We start from the raw sequence: 22,984 nt of genomic DNA on the forward strand, positions 1-22,984 counted from the left end.
GCGGCCCTATAAAACGGCGACCCTATAAAACGGCGGCCCTATAAAAACACGCGATTGAATGGAACTCTTACCGGAATAGATCGACTGATGAATACCAACGCCTATTGAAAATTTATAAAATTGAAAGTTAAAAACCGTTATCGTTCCTGACGATGTCGCTTGCAAGAGAAATAGCCGTGCGCCGATCGGCTTCGCCCGAAACCGCGAAAGCACGTTCTTGCAATTGCCGAATCCATGTCTGGTCGTGTGGACCGGCTTTTTCATAAGCTGCCGTCATCATTGCAAGCCCCCGCACTGTTTTGCCTGCTTGAAACAACATATTGCCCAACATTGCTTGCGCTGCCGGATTGCCTTTTCTTGCCGCAAGCTGGAACCAGCGAGCAGCCTGAACGGGATTTTTTTCTCCCCCATCGCCATTCAACAGCATTTTTCCCAAACGATATTGCGCTTCAGGATTACCGAAATTGGTTGCCGCCTGCAAATAAAGACTGCGTGCTTGCGGCATATCCTGTTTGACAGGCGAATTAGGAATCCCCGTTACGAGATAAGTCGCTATCTCTACCAGAGCATCGGAAAGATAGCTTTCGTCTTCCGAACCGGGATCGGCACCTTCCTGAACAATACGAACGTAAAATTGATAGGCCGCATAATCATTCTCGGCGACGCCATCACCATCCGCATACATGCGTGCCAGCTTCCAATTGGCACCGGGGTGCCCCATATCGGCAGCATATTTCAGTGCCTTGACAGCCTGCCCCTTATCACCATTTTTATAAGCTGAAATACCGCTCTTGAAAAACTCGAACGGGCTATCCGATTGGCTTTTAGTCTGGTTTACATCAAGCGCAGATGCGGTAGAAAGACAGATTCCCAATGTGAGCGCAGTCACACTGGCCAACCAACCTTCTTTGCATCTGTTCATATGAAATTTTCCTATCTAGCCCGATTTCAACGAGCAATGGCTTTTATGTTGAATAAAATGCTCTTGCTTTGTGGTGGGAATGAGGCATCAAATTTGTTCCTGATGTTAGCATATCAACTTTCAAAAGTGTGTTGCCTGAAAGCAACACCGGAAGATCACTCTATTATAGTTAACCGGTCGAAAGCCATGAATTTTTTAAAATTGCATCATAGCTATAATTATGTAAGATAGCCTCCTGTATTGCTAAACAAGCACCAATAAATCTGTGCGAAAACATTTCGCATTCTTAGCCGGTTTGGCCTTATTTGTATGAGTCGGAACAATGATGAGTAAAACGGGTCTTGTAGCGTTCGCGCTTTTCACAGTGGTAATATCAGGTTGTTCGACAACCACCAAGCCTGAAAGTGCCGTGACAAATGCAACCTCCGCAACAACGACAGGCTATTGGTATCTTGGCGATAATGGCGAACGCCAGTGGCGAACATTGAACCCTGCCGACATTCCTGCACCCGCCCCGGCAGTGCGTAAAAATTACGCTTCAGCCATGGGAAATGGCAGCGGACGCGGCTAAAAGTAAAAACCGCCTGATAATTGGTACAGGCGGTTTTTAAATTTCAACATCATCAAAAACTTATCCAAGCCGCTTCAGAGCAATAGCCAGTTTTTCTTTAGCCGCTTCAAGCTCGGTCAGGCGTTCGCGTTCAGCCTCGACAATTTCCGGCTTGGCATTTGCAACAAACTTGGGGTTATCAAGCTTTTTTTCGACCTTTTCGATGTCAAGATCAATCTTGCCCATTTCTTTGTGCAGCCGTGCCCGTTCGGCTTCAAAATCAATCAATTTGCCTAACGGCATACAAAATGTTGCTTCGCCAAGGATAATCTGGGCAGCTGCATCCGGAACTTTATTTGCAAAGTCGATCGTTTCGATACGTGCCAGACGCTTGATCGCTGCTTCATGACGTTCGACACGTTCTTTTGTTGTATTTCCTGCTTCGACAATGACCAAAGGCGCCATTGCACCCGCCGGAACATTCATTTCTGCGCGCGCAGAGCGGATTCCGCCGACAACATCAATGAGCCAGTTTATATCTTCCGCCGCCTTTTCATCACGGAAATTGATATCCGGCCAGCTTGCGAGTGCCAGCATCGTCGTTCTTTTATGCTGGTCGGTTGCCGTTAGCGCCCATAATTCTTCCGTCATATAAGGCATGAACGGGTGCAGAATTTTATAAACCTGTTCGAGAACCCACGCGACACAAGCCTGCGCTTCTTTTTTCTCGCTTTCGTCTTCGCCCTGAAAAATCGGCTTCAACAATTCGAGATACCAATCACACAAAGTATTCCAGATAAAGCGATAAACTGCTGCGGCTGCATCATTGAAACGATAGGTTTCAATTCCCGATGTTACAGCTTCAATTGTTTTTGAAAGCTCTGTCAAAATCCAGCGATTGAGTGACAGTTTGACGGTTTCGGGTTTGAAAGAGGGATCATAAGCAACCCCGTTCATTTCGGCAAAACGCGTTGCGTTCCAAAGTTTTGTGCCAAAATTGCGATAGCCGGCAATACGTGCAGGGTCGAGTTTCACATCCCTGCCCTGCGCTGCCATAATAGCAAGTGTAAAGCGCAATGCATCCGCACCATATTCGTCCATCAGATCGAGCGGATCAATGACATTACCCTTCGATTTCGACATTTTGGCGCCGTTCTTGTCACGAACCAGCGCATGCATATAGATGTTGTGGAACGGCACATCATGCATGAAATGCAGCCCCATCATCATCATACGCGCGACCCAGAAAAATAGAATATCGAAGCCTGTCACCACAACGCTGGTCGGGTAGTAGGTTTCAAGTTCTTTTGTCTTATCCGGCCAACCGAGCGTCGAAAATGGCCATAAGGCTGACGAAAACCAGGTATCAAGTACATCCTCGTCACGCCGTAATTCGACTGTTTTACCATAATATTCATCAGCCGATTTTTGCGCTTCTTCAGCCGACTTTTCAACGAAGACCTTTCCGTCAGGCCCGTACCAGGCCGGAATCTGGTGTCCCCACCATAACTGGCGGGAAATGCACCAGGGTTCGATATTTTCCATCCAGTTGAAATAGGTTTTTTCCCAATTCTTCGGGATAATCACCGTTTTTCCGGTTTTAACAGCATCAATGGCCGGTTTTGCAAGCTTTTTTGCATTAACATACCATTGGTCGGTCAACAAAGGTTCGATCGGCACGCCGCCACGGTCGCCATGGGGAACCATATGTGTATGGTCTTCAATACCGGCGAGATAGCCGCCCTCTTCCATCATTTCGACAATTTTTTGTCGGGCGTCAAAACGATCCAACCGGTCGAATGCTTCAACGAGCTTTTGGAGTGTCTCTGTTTCTTCTAGATCTTTCAGGAAATCTTCATTATCACGCAGGAAAATTTTCGCATTTTCCGTCATGATATTGATAATTCTAAGATTGTGCCGACGCCCAACCTCGAAGTCATTGAAATCATGAGCCGGAGTGATTTTAACAGCACCCGTCCCTGCTTCGGGGTCGGCATAATCATCGCCGACAATTTCGAGCTTGCGTCCAACGAATGGCAATATTGCATGATGCCCTATGAGAGCCTTATATCTTTCATCCTTCGGATTGACAGCTATACCGGTATCACCAAGCATAGTTTCAGGCCTCGTGGTGGCGACAACAATGAAAGTATCCGGATCGTCGGGATTGAAAACTTTTCCTTCCAGCGGATACCGAAAATGCCAAAGATGCCCTTTTACTTCTTTCTGCTCGACTTCAAGATCGGAAATCGCGGTCAAAAGCTTCGGGTCCCAATTGACAAGGCGCTTGTCTTTATAGATCAAACCTTCCTTATAAAGAGTAACAAAAACTTCCAGTACAGCGCGCGATAGCCCTTCATCCATCGTAAAACGCTCACGCGACCAATCGCAGGAAGCACCGAGACGCCGCAGTTGATGGGCTATTTTGCCACCCGATTCTTCGCGCCATTGCCAGACGCGTTCGACAAATTTTTCGCGTCCCATTTCTTGGCGTGTCGGTTCTTTCCGTTGAGCCAATTGGCGCTCGACAACCATTTGTGTGGCTATTCCGGCGTGGTCCATTCCCGGCTGCCATAAAACATTCTTTCCCCTCATCCGTTCAAATCGCACCATAATATCCTGAATGGTGTTATTGAGCGCGTGCCCCATATGCAAAGAACCGGTGACATTAGGCGGTGGAATGACAATGCTGAAAGCCTCGGCTCCCGGTTTTGATCCTGCTCCTGCCTTGAAGACACCGTTTTCTTCCCATTGTTTTTCTATACGGGGCTCGGTCGAGCCGGCATCATATGTTTTTTCTAACATTCTCTTTTCCAATTTTCACCGGTAGACGGCAATCTTGTTGCTCTATTGCAAAAAGCTATCCCAGTTCCGTTTGAAGACATATTTCCAATCGGTTTTAACCGACTTCGTATCAGGTTTCAAAAAATAATGAAATAATTTGATATAATTTCCCGATAAAATGCGAAACTCCTTTATTTCAAGACAATTTCAACCTGTTTCGATCCTGTTTTTTTAAAGATCGAACGTCATCAAATTAAGAATATCCAAAACCGAATATCCTTTAGCACGACACATATGATAGATTCGAAACATATGATGAAATAGACAAGATTGCCGACGCAATAGACCAGATTGCCGACGCAATAGACAAGGTTCAAAACGTCTGGACAATAGAGGATAAGTGCATCAGTCCCGATCAGACGGAAATTTTTTCTCGAACGCTTTGATAATTTCCTCTTGAAGGATTCTTTCCACCAGTGAAGACCAATGATTTTGCAACCATTTCAGAAGAACCGGACGCAATACCTGTTCTGCCAAACTTTCAACGGCATCCCAGAGTTTCGGGTTAAACTCAAGTTCCGGATAACGCATCTCGTTATCGGTCTCGTTTTCTGAGTTTCTCCCATCGGAATTGTCTACGTCCTGTCGGGCTGAAAGATCAGCCTTTTCAGTATTCTGATAATGGTTCCGACTTTCAACGGCTTCCGCGCTATCTGCCATTTCCGGCTGTTGTTCCCCGTTTAATGGCTCGGAATCCTGTTGTTGGGATGTTTCGTCACTTGTAGCAGCTTGAACGCGCTGGTCGGCTGTTCCTGCGTCATAGCCTTCATTTTCCGGATTCTGGTTGGCTGAACCATGGTCTTCCTGCCCGCCCAAGCCAATACGCGCAGCAAGTGCCTTCATTGCATCGTCGACTGTCAGAGCTTCGGGATTATTCTCTGAAATGTCCTTATCGGCCGGCGCGGCTGTTTCGTCCGGCGAGGCAGTTTCAGCCGTTGCGGCTGTTCTTGCAGCTTTCACGCGGGATGTATCACGAGCACCGACACTGTTAACAGCTTCATTTATCTCATTAGACCGGGGATTAACGCGTCCGGTATTTTCTTCAATAATCTCGCGGATAGATGCAAGTATCTCGTCCGTGTTTGGTTCCTTCAACGCGTTTGAACTTTGTGCCATACTCTTTTACCTCTCAACCCGAAATACAACCAGAATCGTGGTTGGAGTTTAGCAAAACAACTGTCACGCTAAAATCATACGGCCAAGTTTAAGATAGACAACACACAGATTTCTCTGTTTTTTCAACCATTATTATATAATCGACCATAATATACTCTTTTAACGTTTAATTTACGAAAAACCTTTCGTTGTTAAAAAAAACGTGTTCTCTACCTCAGGTTGTCGCATTCATTCAGGAAAAGGAAAATTTATCCAATTGCACATCAAGCAAAGCGTTCTTCCGGAAATTAAATATACCGGTTAAGAATCCGGCACTTAAGTTTATTTTTCATAGTAAAAAGATAACTCTTTCAGTAGTGATTGGCGCATTCACTATAAACGTTGTTATTATAGAATCTGAAAGTTCTTCCTGTTGATAGCATTGTTGATATTGACAATTGATCTTTTTAATGTACCGTTATGATACATTCATGAAGAATGTGAGGTAGCGCTGGAATAGCTATGAGAGCTTGAAAAGCTGCAGTATTCTTGAGGGGATACGACATGACCATCTCATCTACCGCATTAACTGGACGAAGTGGAGAAATAGCACTTCAGTTGATTCAATCGATAACGTCAAAGACCAACAATTCAAACAAGTCAAATCCCTCTGACGTTAAAAACAATATTCAAGAACTTGTAAAACAAGCAGGTGAAATTCGGGATAAGTCTCAAGCAGATTTTCGATCCAAATTGATTGAAAATGCCTTGAAAGCAAATAATGCGCAATCTCAAGATAAAGTCAAAGATAATAACAAAGTTAAGGTTGCTGTTGATCGGGAAAATCAGGCTTCTGTTGATAAAATACAAAAAATCATAGGCGATGCTATTGATATTACAGAAATAAAAGATGGTTCATCGTCGCGCAGCCTATCAAGTGTTATATATCAAAATTTATATGATTATTTAGAAGACAACCCTCATGCTCTCTCTCAAGATCAAATGAAAGAGATTGTGGTTGAATATTATAAAATCGGTGTTCGTGAAGGTAAAATAGAAGATCGTCACGGCCTTATGGATAAGTTGGTTTCAGGCGATTATCAAATCTATATGGGGGACGAAGTCGACGATCCGATGTTTGACCGGGTCAACTACGCTTTTAAGCGAAAAGAGGGGGGAGGCGAAGTCAGCGAACTTGAAGTTGACAAATCTCAACTCGCTCCAGGCACGAACGAACGGGCAAGACAGCTTTGGGAAAGTGGCAAAACACTTGCAAGTGGCGATCTTTTCTTGAGTGGTAAAAACGCTCGTCGGTGGCGTTATAATATCGTGTTCTAAAAAAGCAGATAATATCGGTAAACACGACTGTCATCATTATTTGTAAAAGTTTAGACACGATCTGACAATTTGGACTTTTCAAAGCGGGAGTTGCCCTCTTTGCGTGTTGTGACAAAACAAACATTCAAAGAACGGCAGCTCTCATGATTGCAAAGAACGAATGATCTAACACAAGATCGGATTGTTTAATTTTATTGATGAATTGGGAAACGCCTCTAAACTGTGCGAGATTATGGAATTTCCCCCCGACACTTTCTATTGAAGTAAATCTGTGCTGATGACGATGGTGCAAGGCTCTGTTCGAGCGTATGCGCCGCAGCCAAATTTAAAAAAACGCGTTGATGAGGAGATTGGCAATACCGATATTTCCCTTTGCCGCCCGATAACCCGTCGATCGAAAGGTTTGGAACAATCACGAGTTCCGTATATTTGTTGTATTTGTCTTTGCATCCGGCTTGCTTTCCAAATGGCAGCAATGATCTGGTGAACTTCCACTTCCGGTTGACTTTCCTTGAAAACCGGTTGCCGATGATGGCATTTTCCCGCCGGAAGCGCAGATTGTTTCTCTAAAAAAGAAGAAACTCGATAATGAAGCTTGGTGAGTGGGTGAAATCGCCCTTCCCGCTTAATCGGCTTATCAAGATACGTCCTATGTCGGAACATTAAAGGGTGTCGGACATGTTTATCAGCATAGTTTTGTCGATCTCTATTCAAAAGCAAGCTGTGCCAAGCTCTTGCCCCAAAACCCGATTACCACTACCGACCTCACCATCACCCTGTAATGTCGTTCTTTCGGGAATATGACCCAACTATACTGCAAATATCCACTGACAGGGGAGATAGAATATTGCGGTAAACGCGATGCGCATGATTATCAGCTCTATCTTGCCGTCCATAACATTGAACAGAAGAAAACCAAGGCAAAATCACCGCAGACAAAGAACATTGTTTAACGCAGCCCGAAGACCATCTCGCAAAAATTCCAGCAGGTTAAATTCCGGAACGAAGTCTCTGATACAATTGCCGTTTTGCAAGAAGAACCGGATTTAGCGTTCATGCCTACCACCAAGCAAAGAATCCGTCATTGAAAAATGTGTTGCGGCAGAACTTCCAAGCAAATTTTGGTAGAAGTCGCAGAAAATCGGAAGGGGAAAAACCGGCTAAATCTTGATTGGCAATACATTGAAAAATGCCGGACACTGCAAAATTATCCGCAAGGATCCGATCAAGGCCAAACTTCTACACTTATTCATAAGCCGCTATTCAATATAGTAGGCCGTTATTCATTTTTGTATCAAAGGCTTTAATCCGTTCAATTTAACGGATGGCCAAGCAGTAATTACTTATGACGGGAATAATATCTCTCAACGATAGATCTTTAACGTTTAGCAAAATTGAATAACGACAGATTTTACAGCCATTATCATTTGGACAGAGCCGTATCTTTTTTTCAAAGACACGCTCCCGACTTCTTTCACAAGCACAATCCCGCCCGTTTGACATATGTCCGTTCATTCCAAGACATATCTGCAACGCGTTGAAACGTTGATATTGCCTATCAATGCTGAAGGTCAATAACCATCGAAACTATCCGTCGATCATAGGAAGTACAAGTCTTGAACTATGATTTCCCGATCAATGAAATTTTCACTAGCATATTAGCCCGTAAATTGCCGAAAATAATCGAAATAGAAAGTCCGGATAAAACAAAAAAGCACATTGAATTTAAAATGTGCTTTTTCAATTTCATTTATATCGGGGTGATACTTAACTCTAAACAATCAAAGACGTTAAATGGATGAAGAAAAATATAAAATCATATATTTATATTTAAGGCCTCCTTCAAATCACCGCCCGTCCGGTGTGCGAACGCCAATCCATTTATCTTTGACAGCTTTGTTATGTTCTTCCGGATCATATTTGACAACGCGCAGCCCCAATTGATCGGCTGTCATTTTACCGATTGCCGACTGGACATTATAGCTTGCAACCACAACATTACGCTCTGCTGTAACCAATGAAATCTGCGCATCAATAAGTTGTGTGCGTGAATTCAAAACGTCCAGAGTTGTCGCTTGGCCAACACGGTTTTCCTGAACACGACCGTCAAGAGCAATTTCTGCAGCACGAACACTATCACGATAGGCTATAACCGACGCGCGTGCTCCTTCCAATTGAGACCATGAAGACGACATGTTCTCGCGAACGCTATCCTGAGCAAGATCCAGCTGTATCCTTGCCTGACCCAGCTGTTCCTTGGATTGCCGGATTTGAGCCGAAGTACGACCGCCTTGGTAAATTGGCACATTGATTGATACGCCAACCGAATTCGACCGGCCGCCATCCCCCGGACCATTATAAATCTGGTTGTAAGATGTACTTGCCGATAAATCGACCTGAGGAAGCAAAGCGCCCTCTTTGGCTTTGACGTTATAGGAGCTGGCATCAATCAGGTATTTTGAATAAAGAATAGCGGGGTGAGTCGCCGCACCAATCTTGTAACCCGCATCCGGTGACCCCGGCAGGGCTTTTGAAACCGGCGGGCGCTCCAATTTGTCTGGGTCCGCACCAATTACCTGACGATAAACGGCTTCAGCCGACTTGACATCTGCACGCGCCAGACTGAGTTCGGATACTGCGACGGAACGTGCAGCCTCCGACTGTGCCAAATCCGTACGGGTTCCCTCGCCAACATCAAGTTTTGCTTTATCAGCTCGTACTTGCTCTTCCAAAGCTGCAAGGTTTTGGCGGCGCAATTCGGCAATCTGCCGATACTGGAACACATTGGCATAGGCTGTTGCGGCATTAACCAGCATATTCTGCTCGGTATTGCGCAAATATTCGCGTTGCGCCTGTGCTTTAACTTCGGCCGAAGCAACTGTATTCTTGGTAACGAAACCGTCAAAAACTTTCTGGCTTAATTGCACTCCCAACGAACCGGTTGTCGTATAATAGGTTGTCGCAGCACTGCGGCCGCGGGCATACGAACCGAAGCCCTCGATTTGAGGACGGAAGTTGGATTTCGCAATGGCAATATCTTCATCGAGAATGCGGGCACTTGCTCTTTCACTATTCAGATTGCCGTTGTTTGTGTAAGCCTTGGCGAGAGCCCCCATCAGCGTTTCGGCATGCACAGGTTGCGATGCAAAAACAACGCCTGATAGCAATAAAGCCGACAAAAGAGCTTTCTTTGTTTTCACCACAGCTACACCTCTATTCAAAAAAATCACACAACCCATCTTGAATGGACAAGTTGATACTATTTACCTGACCGTCAAAAAAATGCAATGCATCCGATCATTAAAAATCCAACCGTTGCACAACCGCAACCCTTTGAGGTTCCTTAGAAAACAAATTCGGGTGTTTTCTGGAAGCCCTCTAACGGGTTGATTGCAAGGTTAAAGACGCGCCGGGCGGATACGACACCGTCTTCTTTCATATAGACGCGAGCAACAGCGGAATTGCCATGCCCCTCGGCCACTACAAGGCGACCACCTTCACGCATCTGTGCAAAAAGACCTTCCGGTATAAAATCAACGGAACCCTCGAGAAGAATAACGTCATAAGGCCCTTCTTCCGCATAACCTTTTGCGAGAGGTCCGCTGACGACGGCTACATTATCATAACCGCCCTTCTGCATATTTTCATTGGCGACAGCGGCAAGCTTCTCATCCTGTTCCAACGCAATGACGGAACTTGCCAATTTTGACAAAAGTGCGGCGCTATAACCTGTTCCTGCCCCGATATCGAGCACGACATCTTCCAATTTTATATCGGCTGCTTGCAACAATTTTGCCAATGCCGCCGGTTTCATCAGATAACGTCCGCGCCCGCCAGCACGTGAAGCAGTCAAGGGAATAGCTTCATCTGTATAGGCCAATTCTTTAATTTTTTCAGGTACAAACTTTTCGCGGGGAACTGTCAAAAATGCGGCCAGAACCGCAAGCTTCGTAACATCCACTGTCCGAATCTGACTATCTACCATTCTCTGCCGAAGCATTGCAAAATCCGCTGCCATAACCGAACTTCCTTCTCATCCACTACGAAACACGCTGTAGGGAAAATATATAATTTAGTGAGGTGTCGCAAAAAACAAAGTTACAGTCAATCATAAGATTTGCAAAGGCCTCATTCACCCTCGAAAATGAGTGGAATACGTCTTCTGGCCTTTGTGAACCGTTTTTATGCGGCTTACCACGTCAAGAATTATCACAAAACCCGACTCCGCGCAAAAATCGAAGATCAAACTCTTTAGATATACATCAAAAATCACTTAATTTTTGAATTTTGTTATAATTCTGCCCGTCATTCGGTTCTTTACCCATTTCAAAATCTACATTCGACATAGCGGAATAAAAATTGTTCAAGAATAATCCCTATCCAAAATGTCATAACGGGAAAATCGCTGCAATCGGCAAGCATATTGACGTCAATGACAAACAAATACCTTCGATGGAATGAAACAACCTCGTTAAACCGGACACATGACACCGAACTCATGACACCGGCACCATGACACCGCACTCGTGGCCGCCAACTTATACGCGCCAACTCATAGACGCTAACTCATAGATGCCAACACTTAGACGCCAACACTTAGACGCCAACGTATGGGCTTGAACTCTCGGACGCAAACTAATGGACACCAATTTAAGGAAGCCAACTTCACCTTTAAATCATAGCACAGAACTTTTCACCGGAGGTCTGTGTCACTTCGTTGGAATTGCCGAACAATCAATTCACAGCAAATCGGGGCCTTAATGAAGGGAGTATTGGATAACGGCTCACAAAGGGTGCAACCGGAAAATTGGAGGCCTCGCCCGGAGTCGAACCGGGTTACAAGGATTTGCAGTCCTCTGCGTAACCGTTCCGCCACGAGGCCTCATAAAATGTTAGTAGCTCATTAAGTTAAGCAAAGGCTTCCGTCAAGACACACAACAAGCGAATATATGTATTTTTTGTTAAATCTCGCATCGTAATCTGGATAGCGTTCCCATGCCTTGATACTGTTCAGGCTTATCCATGGATTAAAATCGGGTTTCACCTTCGAGGCACGCCGATTTTCACGCATTGACGCCTATCCTGCTCAAACAAATCAAATCAATAACCGAAAGAATGTGAAAACTTGCCGGAGAGACCGAACTTCACACGTTTACATTCAATCCGCACGAAATATTTTCTCGGAACCGGATTGAAACTTTTCGCTAAAAACCTTCGATCACCGATTTTGTCCGACATGCAAGACTCATCTTGAGAAAAAGAACACGCCAAATGCTTGAGTCTTACAAGACGCGACATTTTTCGTTGACACATCAATTGCTATTATTGACCTTTGCGCGGCCGTTTTCCGGCAGTTTTCTTCAACCTACAGTGCATCACCGGCGGGGTGTTGATATTTTTTTTAAAAAATTATCATTTCCCTATTTGCAAAACCTAAATTCATTTGCTATAGCCCTGCTGCATCACACATGTGAGCGCCATTCCCCGGTAGCTCAGTGGTAGAGCAACCGGCTGTTAACCGGTTGGTCGCTGGTTCGAATCCGGCCCGGGGAGCCACTTTTTCCCACATATTATTTGTTAAAAAATTCGTTTTGAGCTTGCTAAAAGCCTCGCTTGAAGTCCTTTTTTTCAACTTGCTTTAAAAGCCAATCAAGGCTCTGTTCAGCATATTGTTATAAGGTGAGTTGCGGAACCTTCGAGATTCGGTGTCTCACAAGGCTCTCCATCATTATCGTGATCGCTTTTCGCTACCCGGACTGTTAAAAATTGCCCATTCCGCGCTAAGAACGATAAATTTGCCGTTCCACGCTGATGGACGATAAATAAATCGAGTTAAAAATTTACTGCCAGTTTTTCCGGTTCACTTTTTCAACAAACACAGTCTTGAATGGTGCGGCATTTTAAATGCAAATAGCCATTCGATTTCTGTTATTAACCCGAAAGGCAGAATCTATTCGTCTCAAGTGCGAAGGCGACAATCGAATCGCGGTCACCAGTGGTACACCGGTTTCGGACATTTTCAACGAAACGACTTGAAGCCTATGGTCAAGCGACAAGAGCCACAAGGGTTTTCGTGATATGGTTTCATATCGAACTCTTCAGGCGCAATAAAAACCTCTTCAGGCGAAATAAAAACCGGCATCAGCCGATTTTGTTATTTTTTCTAAAATCATTTATGCGGTAAGCGTAACGGTCGAGTTGCGCTTCTTCCATCGGGTCTCTCTCCCATTCCTCCAAAGCTTGACGATACCATTCCCGCATAGAAGGGAGAGCAAGCAATCTTTCAACATAGTCCAGTGACTTGCTGCTTAATTCGATATTGTAGTTTTTGATACGGAAAGCCACAGGACAGAAGAACGCATCCACACCTGTAAACGCTTCGCCAGCAAGGAACATGCCGCCAAATTGTTCAAGTCCCGACAGAAACAGTTCGTCCAGCCGGCGTAGATCTTTTTCAAGTTCCGGCGTCGGTTTTTTCAATTTTGCGACTATTCCAACCGACATCGGGCATTGAGCCCGTAATGACTGGAAGGATGAATGCATTTCGGCAGCGGCTGATCGCGCCCAGGCACGTGCTTCCCGCCTCTTCGGCCAAACCACGTCGTAACTTTCAAATAAATATTCGGTAATTGCCAAACTATCCCAAACGACAGTGTTTCCATCAATGAGAACCGGAACTCTTGCAGATGGTGAAAATGCTTTGAATTGCCCGTAATTATCCTCTTTGAAAATATGTTTTATTTCCTCGAAAGGTATATCCAGCGTTTTCATAAGCACCCATGGACGGAGCGACCATGAGGAATAATTCTTATTGGCAATATGAAGTTTATACATTGAAAAACACTCCGATACCCGTTCTGATAGCGTTAATCGCCATCAGCCGACAGCCGACAATTGTTCGGACATTATCAAAACGAATATCATCCATTGACCATATCCACAACAAGCAGCATCGTCGGGCAGTCTCCTGATCTTTTATAAGCTGGTCATCCTCTATCCTGTTTAAATTTATGCAGACCAACATTCGTTTGAATATCAAGGATCGGGACTGCGTATACACCCCCCCGATTAACGGATACTTTATTGATCGCCATCCCCATTACCAACCAATCGGGTTCGGTAAAGCTCCCCGTTATAAACGTTAAGGCCAATTTATATCATTTTGTTCTCGCGATAAGATACACCGGGTAAAATGAAAAACCTGCACTCTTATAGTTATGCCGGGTTAATTTAAATATATCCGGTTAAATAAAAACCTGCACCCTTATAAAAAGAGTGCAGGTATAAAAGCTTGCAGGTCATATCGGAAAGATATTCCCGAATTTCGAGAAACCAATCCTTTTATGAACGACCGGGATACCGATTCATCAGAATTGATACTTGATCTTGAGGCCGCCACCGCCGCCTTCGCGTCTACCAATGAAGCCCTGACCGGTCACATCAACACTCAATGCATCAATCGTGCTTACCGGCTTCATCGAAATACCTGCTTCCACAATGCCTGTGTCACCTTCAAGCGACGGCTTGTCCAGTTTCAATCCATATGCACGGGCTGCAACTTCACCATCAAATTCATGGTCGTAAGCAATGCCGACATATGGTTTGAGTTGTTGGTTATAAATCATTGTATATCTGGTTCCGATGCGCAACCGCGAACTGTCTGCATCGTCAAAGCGCAACCGATCCCGACCGACATCAACTGTTTCGCTATCAATCTTTGTCCAGAAATAACGACCATAAACATCCAGCGAATTACGTTCGTCGAAATTCATGACATAACCGACACCACCATGCAGACCATAATAGTCCGCACCACTGTCGTAATCACTCCCCTCGCCGAATTCGCCCAAAATGTCATCTGTATCAAAATCGGTATCTATATGACCGGCACGGAATGATGCTTCTGCATAAAGCCCGTCTGCCTGACCTGCTTCAAGCTTGTTAACCCGCCCCAAACCTGTACCGGCAAAATCTATCCGGCCAAGAACACCGCCACCTGTATAGTGTGTGTCACCGTCACCATGAACAGATGCATAATTGGCAAAACTGTTATAGGTGTCATACGTACCACGGCCATATTCAAAGAATGCGCCGAGTGTTACCGGATGTTTGTCTGCAAGTTCAAAGCCGGTTGCCAAGCCGACAGCCATATTGAAACCATCAACATCTGCATGACTTCCACTCTTGTAACGGTTCGAGCTACCGTCAATAACAAAGATCGGCATCAAATTCATCTGCCATGGATTATTGCCAGCCTCGGCAACAGAACTTCTGGCTGAACGAATACCGGCATTGGCTATCAAATCCGCTCCCTGATTCAAGAAGCCCAGAGATGCTGCACGCCCTTCCGAAAATGCTTTCGTTTGTGGGTTAAGACGACCCGCAAGCTCGCCACTACCACTTCCGTTGCCACCGATATTGCCATTATGCGAATTGCCGGTATTGGAAGTGTCGCCGGAATTGCCATTGTTTTGATTGGCATCGGCCCCATTGTTACCACCGGTATTGCTGCTGTCATCTCCTGTATTGTTTCCGCCGTTGGTTCCTCCATTGTTGCCACCGCCAGAGTGTTCCTCTTTAACATCCTGACTATTTAGAGCTGTTAGAACATAACCATTACCGGATTGCTCTGCCTTCATGTCATAGATCAGGAAATTGCCTTGTTTGACTTCCATTTTAGACGCCGACGCGTTGGCAACTTTATCAATAAGCGTAATTTTGTCGCCAACGGACAGGCGACTACCGTCGCTTTCCATTGCAACAGTATGCTTCGTATTAGCTAGATTAACGGCGTTGTCGCCGGTGATGTGAACCAGTATTGCATTATTGACAACATCCTTTGGCAAAACCCAGTTGTAATTTTGAACATTTTCAATGCCCACCAGATCACCGTGGAAGTGAACGAGAGTCAGTGTATTGCCGGTAAAGACATCTCCGTCCGATCCGGCCTTGCCATCAAAAAAAACCACCATAAACAGTGCCGCCGATTTTTACATTTCCACCAGTTAAAGTGATCAAATTATTCGTGGCATTGCCATTTGACGTAAAACCACCGTAAACACTTCCACCAACAGTGGCATCTTCAATCGACACGCTGTTATTTGTCGCATCCCCAATAAGTGTTTTACCACCGATACCATCACTAACTAAACGTGCTCCCCCATTAATAGTGAGCGAATTTCCGCTTACATTACCATTTTCGGAAATACCTGCCGCGGCGAACGTATTGACTGTGGCATTCGAGGTCACCAACATAGTATTGTTTGACGCCGAGCCATTTTGTGTATAACCACTGGTAACCATATTAACAATCGCACTAGAAATCGTAAGCGAATTACCTTCGGCGTTACCCGATACTCCGGTATTCTTCTTAATTGCAACGTAGCCGGAAATTATATCACCTGTAACTGTGACATTCTTGACCGTGACAACGTTATTTGTGCTTGCACTGTCTTCTGAATAGCCCCCTGTAATACCCCTATTCATATTGATTATCGCGTCAGAAACATGAACCTGATTTTTATTGGTACCCTTGTTACTTTGTCCACCAATAATTTCGCCGCCGACAGACCCTCCTGTAACATTTATTATGTTACGATCGGCACGGCCATTCATTGTTCTTCCCCCGATAACAAATCTCTCGACCGATCCGCCGTTTAAATTGACAGTGTTATCGGATACATCGCCCAATTCACTAAAACCGCCGCTGAGACTTCCCTTTACCTTTGTTCCCTCGCCACTCATGGTAACACTATTACGTGTCACATTACCTGCTGTGTCGGCTGCGCCACCAACAACTTCGTTCTCGACAGTTCCACCGGTAAAGGTAACCTGATTACCTGACACGCTGACAGCATTCGGATCGGTGCCACTTTGCGAGTGCCCGCCAATAATCTGATCCTTTACTGTGCCCCCCGACATTTCAACCGAATTGTCTGATGCCGAGCCTTGTTCAGATACCCCGCCGTGGCCAAGTGTAACAGTTCCCCCTTTAATGACAAGTTTGTTTCCTTTTGCTGTGCCAAATTTTGTAGCGCCGCCCGCGGCTTCGACAACGTTGGCACCTCCCGAAATCGTAGTCACATTATCTTTTGCTGAACCATTACCTCTGTTAACGCCGCCTACAGCCCAGTAATCTACAACGCTGGTACCTGAAATGGTTATACTATTTCCGATAGCGTCACCTGTTCCATCAATATACCCACCTGCAACGACAGATGCATTTGCCGAGCCATCCATAATAAGTTGATTATTGGAAACAGATGCATCACCGGAAGATCGGCCACCGGCAACCGTAGCAGTAGTCTTACCGCCACGCAGGGTTAATATGTTACTATCAACTAAGCCTGTAGCGTCCGTGTAACCAGCGTAAATATCCTTTCCGTAGTTGCCACTTTCGACCACAACCGAATTATTTTTGACATCTCCACTTGACGCAGCACCACCCAAAATAAATGCGTCTGCTGTTCCTCCATTTAGTGTCACAGTGTTGTAAGATGCACCGGTCGTCCCAAAGCCACCGTAGATCATTCCGGTAACGTTACCTCCGGAAAAGTCAACGCTGTTATTGTCGGCACTGCCGGCCTTGGAAATGCCGCCCATAACCCGGCCATCAATTTGACCATCTTTTATAATAACTTTATTTTTCTCAGAAACACCGTTCCCGATGATTGCTCCATAAACATCCTCAGTAACTTTCACTTTTCCCTGAATAATAACGGTATTTTCCGAAGTTTTACCACTCGCTACCGATGCTCCTGCAACGGTATCAGGAGCTTTATAGTCACCTTCTGTCAAATTATTCGTATTATCTATCGTGACTGTATTGCCATCGGCACTCCCGTGAGGTTTCACGTAAGTTCCGTTATCTTTACTATGGTAATTGTCGTAATCAGCCTGAGTACCATTATATGTGATTTCTCCAGCCCATGCTGAGGAAATATTTGCCCCTGCAACCGTCAATGCCAATGTCACAGCGGACACCGTTGTACTGAAATATTTTTTATTCATTATGAAAATGCCCCGTTGAGAATATTTGCTGATAACGACAGACCAGCTTCTTTTAAAATTTAGAAGCATAACGCGCTTATAAAATCAAGTGCAGAGTAAGCAGGGAAAAATTTTTAGTTAATTTTATGCTGTTCTTTTGTTATTTTATCACAGTTGTTTTCATTTATATTTGAAAAAATTCTATCTTTATATACTAACTATCTGTAAAATAACGGAAAATTGTTATTTTATAGATTTTTTGCGTTCAACCAGCTAAATCAACTTACAGTAGGTTATTCTTTTGATAGTCCTTATTCAGATCGAGTGGTCATTACCACATAGCAAATCTGTAATACTTTCAAACAATACTTAATCGACTAAATCAGCAATGTTCGGAGGCGTATCGAAGCTGATCCTGCGATTCAAAATGTCATTCCTAATTGGTTTGATGAGCGTGATTGAATGCGTTTATAGAAATGTACAATCCTGCAGGCTGCCTTGTGTAAAACTATTGTGTCTCGATTAAAAATCGAATTGCACCTCCATTAAAATGAACTGAAGCTTTTAAAGCCTCTATCGCCTTATAGTTTGCCGGTCACGAATTGCCCGCATCAGAAACCGATTAACAGTCACATAAAAACCATATCTCAAGTGCTTCACAAAGCGCTTTCCAAATCAAGCCCAATGCGTTCTGCGAAATGGGAACAAAAATTATAGTGTTTGTAGAATTTTTAAAAATGACAGGTGGAAGTGATGACAGGAGTTCAGATAAGCAGCCTTATATAAATAAACACTGCATCTATAAAAAACCCGACAAAATATATGTCTCCGAAAATTTCAGATACTCGCCCAACAAGCATCATGTCCGGCACTATCACTTATTGGCATGCATAGAGTTAAATAATACCCCTGCGCACTGTCAAGTTTTTTCAATTTCTGAAACAAATATTATCACAAATAAAATTCTTTAAAAAAAATAATTCAAATATATAAATAATACATTATAATAATTAAAACTTATTTTTTATATTTATATCTTTTATTAATATATATTATTCATTTTTATTTAACTAAATGGATAGTCATATTACAACATGGTTTTATTTCTCACCGCGCTTTTACCTCTTCAAAAAACTGTTACAGTGCCGGAAAATAGATTTTTAAATCACGCTTTATGTTATTATCACGCTCCCGTTTTCATCAAGTGCCAAGTATGAGGTGTCAAGCGTCAATCGAAAAATGTTCGTGTTCTTGCCATTTCCAATTCAAGGCACGTTTAACGAGCTTCGGTGCAGCCGTATGCCTTTGAAATTGAAATGAACTGTTTTTCAAAGGTGTTTTAACGCCAGTTTTCGAGAGATAGTTTCAGGAGAAGAGTTTTTGTCCGCTATAGCCTATTCAAGCTTGGGAAAAGCAGCAATTAAACGCGTCAATACATCCGATATAGCGCGACTGACGGGGATGAGCCGAAGCACTGTCGATCGGGTTTTGAATGAACGTGGAAGTGTATCGGAAGCGACACGCAAAAAAGTAATTGCGGCTGCAAGAGAACTTGGTTTGAGGCGCGTTCTGCCGGAAATATGGCATGGTACTTACCGTATCGAACTTATCATTCCTAAAAATGGGCCTCACAATCATTCACCTTTGTGGAAAGAAATCGACACATTTGCGCAAATTCACGCCCGCAATCTGCCGTCATATATTTCGTTACACCGCACACTTATTGCCGAAGGCGATCACTACAACCTTTATAAAGCAATTCTGGAACCGCCTTTTCAACGCAATGCGCTTATTATCGCCGCGGAGTCGGACGATGCAGCCATCCCTGCACTTCGCGAGATTTCGGCGCGCGGGCAACATATCATAACCATCGTCAATGACGTACCGGTTGAAGTCAATCATCTTTATGGTGGTGTCGATAATTTCGTTCAAGGACAAACTGCCGGTCATCTGATGAACGGGTTACTGAGGAATGACGGGGAGATTCTTGTCATACACGGGTCTGCCAAAAGACGGGAACATCGCGACCGCGTCGTCGGATTTCGACAAATTATCGACCACCGCTATCCGGTTATCATAAATGAAACCACCGAAAATGATGAAATGACCCGTGCAATCGCACTTCAGGCATTCAAAAACCACCATATTGTCGGCGTTTATACAACCGTCCATGCACCCGATGTCATTGGCAATATTTTGAAAACAATGCCCGAAAGGCCAAAATGGATCAGTCACGAATTGAGTGAAAAGCATAAACGCCTTCTTCAACAAGACGTGATTGACTTCGTTTTGGATCAGGATGCCGACACACAGGTTGCATGGGCTATAGCCAATGCCGCAGCCCCGATTCTGGCGGGAAATCATGGAACACATCTGAGGCAGCCGGAATTTAAAATTTTTTGCAAAACAAATATTTGAAAGATCAAGTTTTTTGTTGCGGCAATTGCGTCATTTTAGTGACGCCCCGCGCCTTGCCGCGATGCCCTTGTCAGACTACACAAAATTAGAGACAAAATGTCGCAGGCTGAAACGAGCCACAAACACTTTCAGCCATGCGCAATTTGTAAAGGCTTCTAACCTTTGTTTCTCGTAAAAATTGCTGGTCGATAAAGCAGACGAACAACAATCCAGCAAAGCAATATGCCGGAATTTTGTTCTTAATTTGTTGAACGGCTTGGGTCATCCAATAAGATTGGGAGTATAAATGACGAATTGGAAAATTTGGACGTTACGCGTCCTGGGGATCATTGCTCTATTATTAGGGCTGGCACTCACTATTGGCGGTGTCTGGCTCATTGCACTGGGCGGTTCCTGGTTTTATGCCATTGCAGGCATAGCCATGATGGTCATCGGCTTTGATGTATTCAGGCGCCGGTCATTGGCGTTATGGGTTGCCTACGGGCTACTCATCGTTGATCTTTTGTGGTCATTCTGGGAAGTCGGCTTCGATTTTTGGCAGCTTGTGCCAAGAATTATGGTATTTCTTGTTTTTGCCTTGGTGGTTTCGATTGTTTCACCTGCCTTGCGCAAGAAAAATGGTGAAAAATCATTTTCGGCAATGTTCGCAACGGTCAGCTCTGTTGTGCTTGCCATTGCTGTTATTGCAGTTCTCGCCAATATGCCGCGTCCGCACGCATTGGTAACTGCAAGCGGTGAAAAATCGCCGGTTGTTTATAGCGATGCCGGAAAGGACAGCGGAAATGACTGGCCTGCATGGGGACGCAATACAAAAGGCAATCGTTATGCGCAATTCGACCAGATCAACAAATCCAATGTCAAGGATTTGAAGGTCGCCTGGACTTATCACACAGGTGATCTTGCCGTTGATGGCGCAGAATATCAGGTCACCCCGCTGAAAGTGGATGACACGGTCTATCTTTGCACACCGCTCAATAAAGTTATTGCGCTCGATGCGACGACCGGAACCGAAAAATGGCGGTATGATCCGAAGCCGCAAATCTTTCAGAGTACAAAAGGCTGGAAGAGATGCCGCGGTGTCGGCTATACCGATCTGACAGAACAATATCAGCAAGCTTCTGCCAACCATTCCGTTCAAAATGATGACAACGGAAACAGCAGCAATAACAGTGCTGCCCTTCCTTCCGCTTGTCTCAAACGCATTGTTGTGACCACTATCGACGCACGTCTCTTCACACTTGACGCAGAAACCGGCAAGCTTTGTGAAGGCTTCGGCGACAACGGTTTTGTTGACCTGACTGTAGGCCTCACAAAAGAGCCTCCTACAAGCGATCAGGGTTCATACAATATCACGTCTGCTCCGCTTGTTGCTGATGGTGTGATTGTCGTTGGCGGGCGTTTGAACGATAACCTGACGGTTGGTGAACCTTCCGGCGTTGTTCGCGGTTTTGATGCCATTACCGGTAAAATTCTCTGGGCATGGGATGCAGCACGTGGTGCAAAAGACAGCACTCCACTGCCTGCAGGTCAAACCTATGCACCTGAAACACCGAATTTCTGGGGCACTGCCGCTTATGATCCGAAACTCCACCTTGTCTATTTCCCGACAGGTAACCAGACACCGGATTTCTGGACAGGCAATCGCCATCCATATTCGGACGAATATAACGACTCTATCGTCGCGGTAGATATTAAAACAGGTAAGGAAGCCTGGCATTTCCGGACTGCCAATAGAGACCAGTTCGACTATGATGTTTCCTCACAACCTATTCTTTATGACCTTCCAAGGCCCGATGGTTCGGTTGTACCGGTTGTCATCCAGTTGACAAAACGTGGCGAGATTTTCGTTCTTGACCGCCGCAATGGCCAACCGGTCTATCCGGTAGAACAACGCGCTGTTGCCACAGATGCAATGCCGGGCATGAATGTTGCACCGACACAACCTTTCTCGGCTCTTTCGGTTGGTACTGAAAGACTTAAAGAATCCGATATGTGGGGTGCAACCATTTTCGATCAGCTCGTCTGCCGTATCGCATTCAAGTCGATGCGTTGGGAAGGCGAATGGACACCATTGTCGGATAAGAAACGTACGCTTATCTTCCCCGGCTATTACGGTGGCATGAACTGGGGTGGCGGCGCCATTGACGCAGCAACCGGAACGCTCATTGTCAACGATATAAGGATGGCACAATGGGGCCGTTTCATTAAACAGGATGTCGCTGTGAAAATCGGTTTGAAGCCGACCACAGAAGGCGAATATTCAACGCAAACCGGCACTCCTTGGGGTGTTGAAAGGTCAATGTTTGTTTCGCCACTCGGCATACCATGCTTTAAACCGCCGTTCGGCTCTTTGACAGCTATCGACCTTGTTACCGGAAAAACCAAATGGCAGGTACCGCTTGGTTCCATTCAGGATGCACCGGTTCACGGATTTGTTCCCGGCGTTTACATTCCGGTCGGAATGCCGACAATGGGCGGGCCACTGGTTACCGGTGGCGGGTTGACCTTCTTCCATGGTTCGCTTGATTATTACATCCGTGCATTTGATAGCGATACAGGAAAAGAACTCTGGCGCGGTCGTCTACCCGTTGGCGGACAAGGTGCACCAATGTCTTATATCGGTAAGGATGGCAAACAGTATATCGTTGCTGTTGTGGGTGGTGCCACGCGTACAGGAACCAATAAGAACCGTTCCGATCTGGTTATCGCCTACAGCTTGCCGGATAATAAATAAAAAGGATAACATTCCTTTTTGAAAAAAGCTCTTTCCGGTCTATCCGGCAAGAGCAACTAACCCGAATATTGAAGGAGAAAAATTGTGAAAAAGA

13 protein-coding genes and 2 tRNA genes are annotated in these 22,984 nt (G+C 44.9%); 6 read left to right on the top strand and 9 right to left on the bottom strand.

From position 1 onward, the window contains the following. Positions 1-127: 127 nt before the first annotated feature. Positions 128-922 (bottom strand): tetratricopeptide repeat protein, encoded by a 795-nt coding sequence (locus H3S94_RS08415; RefSeq protein WP_077992548.1) that lies wholly within the window; start codon positions 920-922, stop codon positions 128-130. 322 nt (positions 923-1,244) lie between these two features. On the opposite strand from H3S94_RS08415, the gene H3S94_RS08420 reads away from it, so the two are divergent. Then, positions 1,245-1,493, top strand: a complete 249-nt coding sequence (locus tag H3S94_RS08420) for a hypothetical protein (RefSeq protein WP_149866648.1) — start codon at positions 1,245-1,247, stop codon at positions 1,491-1,493. A 60-nt stretch (positions 1,494-1,553) separates the two neighbouring features. Here the strand turns inward: H3S94_RS08420 and H3S94_RS08425 are convergent, their stop codons facing one another. Beyond that, positions 1,554-4,277, bottom strand: a complete 2,724-nt coding sequence (locus H3S94_RS08425; RefSeq protein WP_198240765.1) for a valine--tRNA ligase — start codon at positions 4,275-4,277, stop codon at positions 1,554-1,556. Between the two features lie 384 nt (positions 4,278-4,661). Then, positions 4,662-5,432 (bottom strand): DUF2497 domain-containing protein, encoded by a 771-nt coding sequence (locus H3S94_RS08430; protein ID WP_198240766.1) that lies wholly within the window; start codon positions 5,430-5,432, stop codon positions 4,662-4,664. Positions 5,433-5,975: 543 nt separating this feature from the next. On the opposite strand from H3S94_RS08430, the gene H3S94_RS08435 reads away from it, so the two are divergent. Together H3S94_RS08435 and H3S94_RS08440 are read left to right on the top strand one after the other, a co-directional pair. Next, positions 5,976-6,749 carry a hypothetical protein gene (locus tag H3S94_RS08435; RefSeq protein WP_198240767.1) on the top strand — a complete coding sequence of 258 codons (774 nt, stop codon included), beginning with the start codon at positions 5,976-5,978 and terminating at the stop codon, positions 6,747-6,749. An 800-nt stretch (positions 6,750-7,549) separates the two neighbouring features. Then, positions 7,550-7,702 carry a hypothetical protein gene (locus H3S94_RS08440; RefSeq protein ID WP_198240768.1) on the top strand — a complete coding sequence of 51 codons (153 nt, stop codon included), beginning with the start codon at positions 7,550-7,552 and terminating at the stop codon, positions 7,700-7,702. 894 nt (positions 7,703-8,596) lie between these two features. Here the strand turns inward: H3S94_RS08440 and H3S94_RS08445 are convergent. The 3 genes from H3S94_RS08445 to H3S94_RS08455 all read right to left on the bottom strand — a co-directional run bounded on the left by H3S94_RS08445 (position 8,597) and on the right by H3S94_RS08455 (position 11,631). Further along, entirely contained in the window at positions 8,597-9,988 is a 1,392-nt protein-coding gene (locus tag H3S94_RS08445) for a TolC family outer membrane protein (protein ID WP_198231245.1), read from the bottom strand. Between the two features lie 104 nt (positions 9,989-10,092). After that, complete coding sequence (locus tag H3S94_RS08450) at positions 10,093-10,767, bottom strand: protein-L-isoaspartate O-methyltransferase (protein WP_077992558.1); 675 nt, start codon at positions 10,765-10,767, stop codon at positions 10,093-10,095. Positions 10,768-11,557: 790 nt separating this feature from the next. Next, positions 11,558-11,631: transfer RNA gene (locus H3S94_RS08455), tRNA-Cys, on the bottom strand. A gap of 599 nt (positions 11,632-12,230) precedes the next feature. Here H3S94_RS08455 and H3S94_RS08460 point away from each other — a divergent pair. Then, positions 12,231-12,305, top strand: a tRNA-Asn gene (locus H3S94_RS08460). Positions 12,306-12,890: 585 nt separating this feature from the next. Here the strand turns inward: H3S94_RS08460 and H3S94_RS08465 are convergent. From H3S94_RS08465 to H3S94_RS08475, 3 genes are all read right to left on the bottom strand, one after another. Beyond that, positions 12,891-13,583 (bottom strand): glutathione S-transferase family protein, encoded by a 693-nt coding sequence (locus H3S94_RS08465; protein WP_198240769.1) that lies wholly within the window; start codon positions 13,581-13,583, stop codon positions 12,891-12,893. A gap of 533 nt (positions 13,584-14,116) precedes the next feature. Beyond that, a complete protein-coding gene (locus tag H3S94_RS08470) occupies positions 14,117-15,721 on the bottom strand; it encodes an autotransporter outer membrane beta-barrel domain-containing protein (protein ID WP_198240770.1) in 1,605 nt (534 codons plus the stop codon). Next, the gene (locus H3S94_RS08475) at positions 15,705-17,732 is read right to left on the bottom strand and encodes a hypothetical protein (protein WP_198240771.1); all 2,028 of its coding nucleotides are present in this window, start codon (positions 17,730-17,732) and stop codon (positions 15,705-15,707) included. The genes H3S94_RS08470 and H3S94_RS08475 overlap by 17 nt, the downstream gene beginning before the upstream one ends. 1,386 nt (positions 17,733-19,118) lie before the next feature. Here H3S94_RS08475 and H3S94_RS08480 point away from each other — a divergent pair. Together H3S94_RS08480 and H3S94_RS08485 are read left to right on the top strand one after the other, a co-directional pair. Further along, complete coding sequence (locus H3S94_RS08480) at positions 19,119-20,156, top strand: LacI family DNA-binding transcriptional regulator (RefSeq protein ID WP_198240772.1); 1,038 nt, start codon at positions 19,119-19,121, stop codon at positions 20,154-20,156. Between the two features lie 286 nt (positions 20,157-20,442). Then, the gene (locus tag H3S94_RS08485; protein WP_198240773.1) at positions 20,443-22,890 is read left to right on the top strand and encodes a membrane-bound PQQ-dependent dehydrogenase, glucose/quinate/shikimate family; all 2,448 of its coding nucleotides are present in this window, start codon (positions 20,443-20,445) and stop codon (positions 22,888-22,890) included. Positions 22,891-22,984 lie beyond the last annotated feature (94 nt).

Origin of the sequence: Bartonella sp. B10834G3, from assembly GCF_016102505.1 — a bacterium.
GTDB lineage: Bacteria > Pseudomonadota > Alphaproteobacteria > Rhizobiales > Rhizobiaceae > Bartonella > Bartonella choladocola.

Excerpts from the sequence above, each read along its gene's own strand:
- H3S94_RS08430 (WP_198240766.1), bottom strand. The coding sequence starts at position 5,432 with ATGGCACAAAGTTCAAACGCGTTGAAGGAACCAAACACGGACGAGATA.
- H3S94_RS08420 (WP_149866648.1), top strand. The coding sequence starts at position 1,245 with ATGATGAGTAAAACGGGTCTTGTAGCGTTCGCGCTTTTCACAGTGGTA.
- H3S94_RS08435 (WP_198240767.1), top strand. The coding sequence starts at position 5,976 with ATGACCATCTCATCTACCGCATTAACTGGACGAAGTGGAGAAATAGCA.
- H3S94_RS08470 (WP_198240770.1), bottom strand. The coding sequence starts at position 15,721 with ATGGTGGTTTTTTTTGATGGCAAGGCCGGATCGGACGGAGATGTCTTT.
- H3S94_RS08425 (WP_198240765.1), bottom strand. The coding sequence starts at position 4,277 with ATGTTAGAAAAAACATATGATGCCGGCTCGACCGAGCCCCGTATAGAA.
- H3S94_RS08415 (WP_077992548.1), bottom strand. The coding sequence starts at position 922 with ATGAACAGATGCAAAGAAGGTTGGTTGGCCAGTGTGACTGCGCTCACA.
- H3S94_RS08445 (WP_198231245.1), bottom strand. The coding sequence starts at position 9,988 with ATGGGTTGTGTGATTTTTTTGAATAGAGGTGTAGCTGTGGTGAAAACA.
- H3S94_RS08440 (WP_198240768.1), top strand. The coding sequence starts at position 7,550 with ATGACCCAACTATACTGCAAATATCCACTGACAGGGGAGATAGAATAT.
- H3S94_RS08450 (WP_077992558.1), bottom strand. The coding sequence starts at position 10,767 with ATGGCAGCGGATTTTGCAATGCTTCGGCAGAGAATGGTAGATAGTCAG.
- H3S94_RS08465 (WP_198240769.1), bottom strand. The coding sequence starts at position 13,583 with ATGTATAAACTTCATATTGCCAATAAGAATTATTCCTCATGGTCGCTC.
- H3S94_RS08485 (WP_198240773.1), top strand. The coding sequence starts at position 20,443 with ATGACGAATTGGAAAATTTGGACGTTACGCGTCCTGGGGATCATTGCT.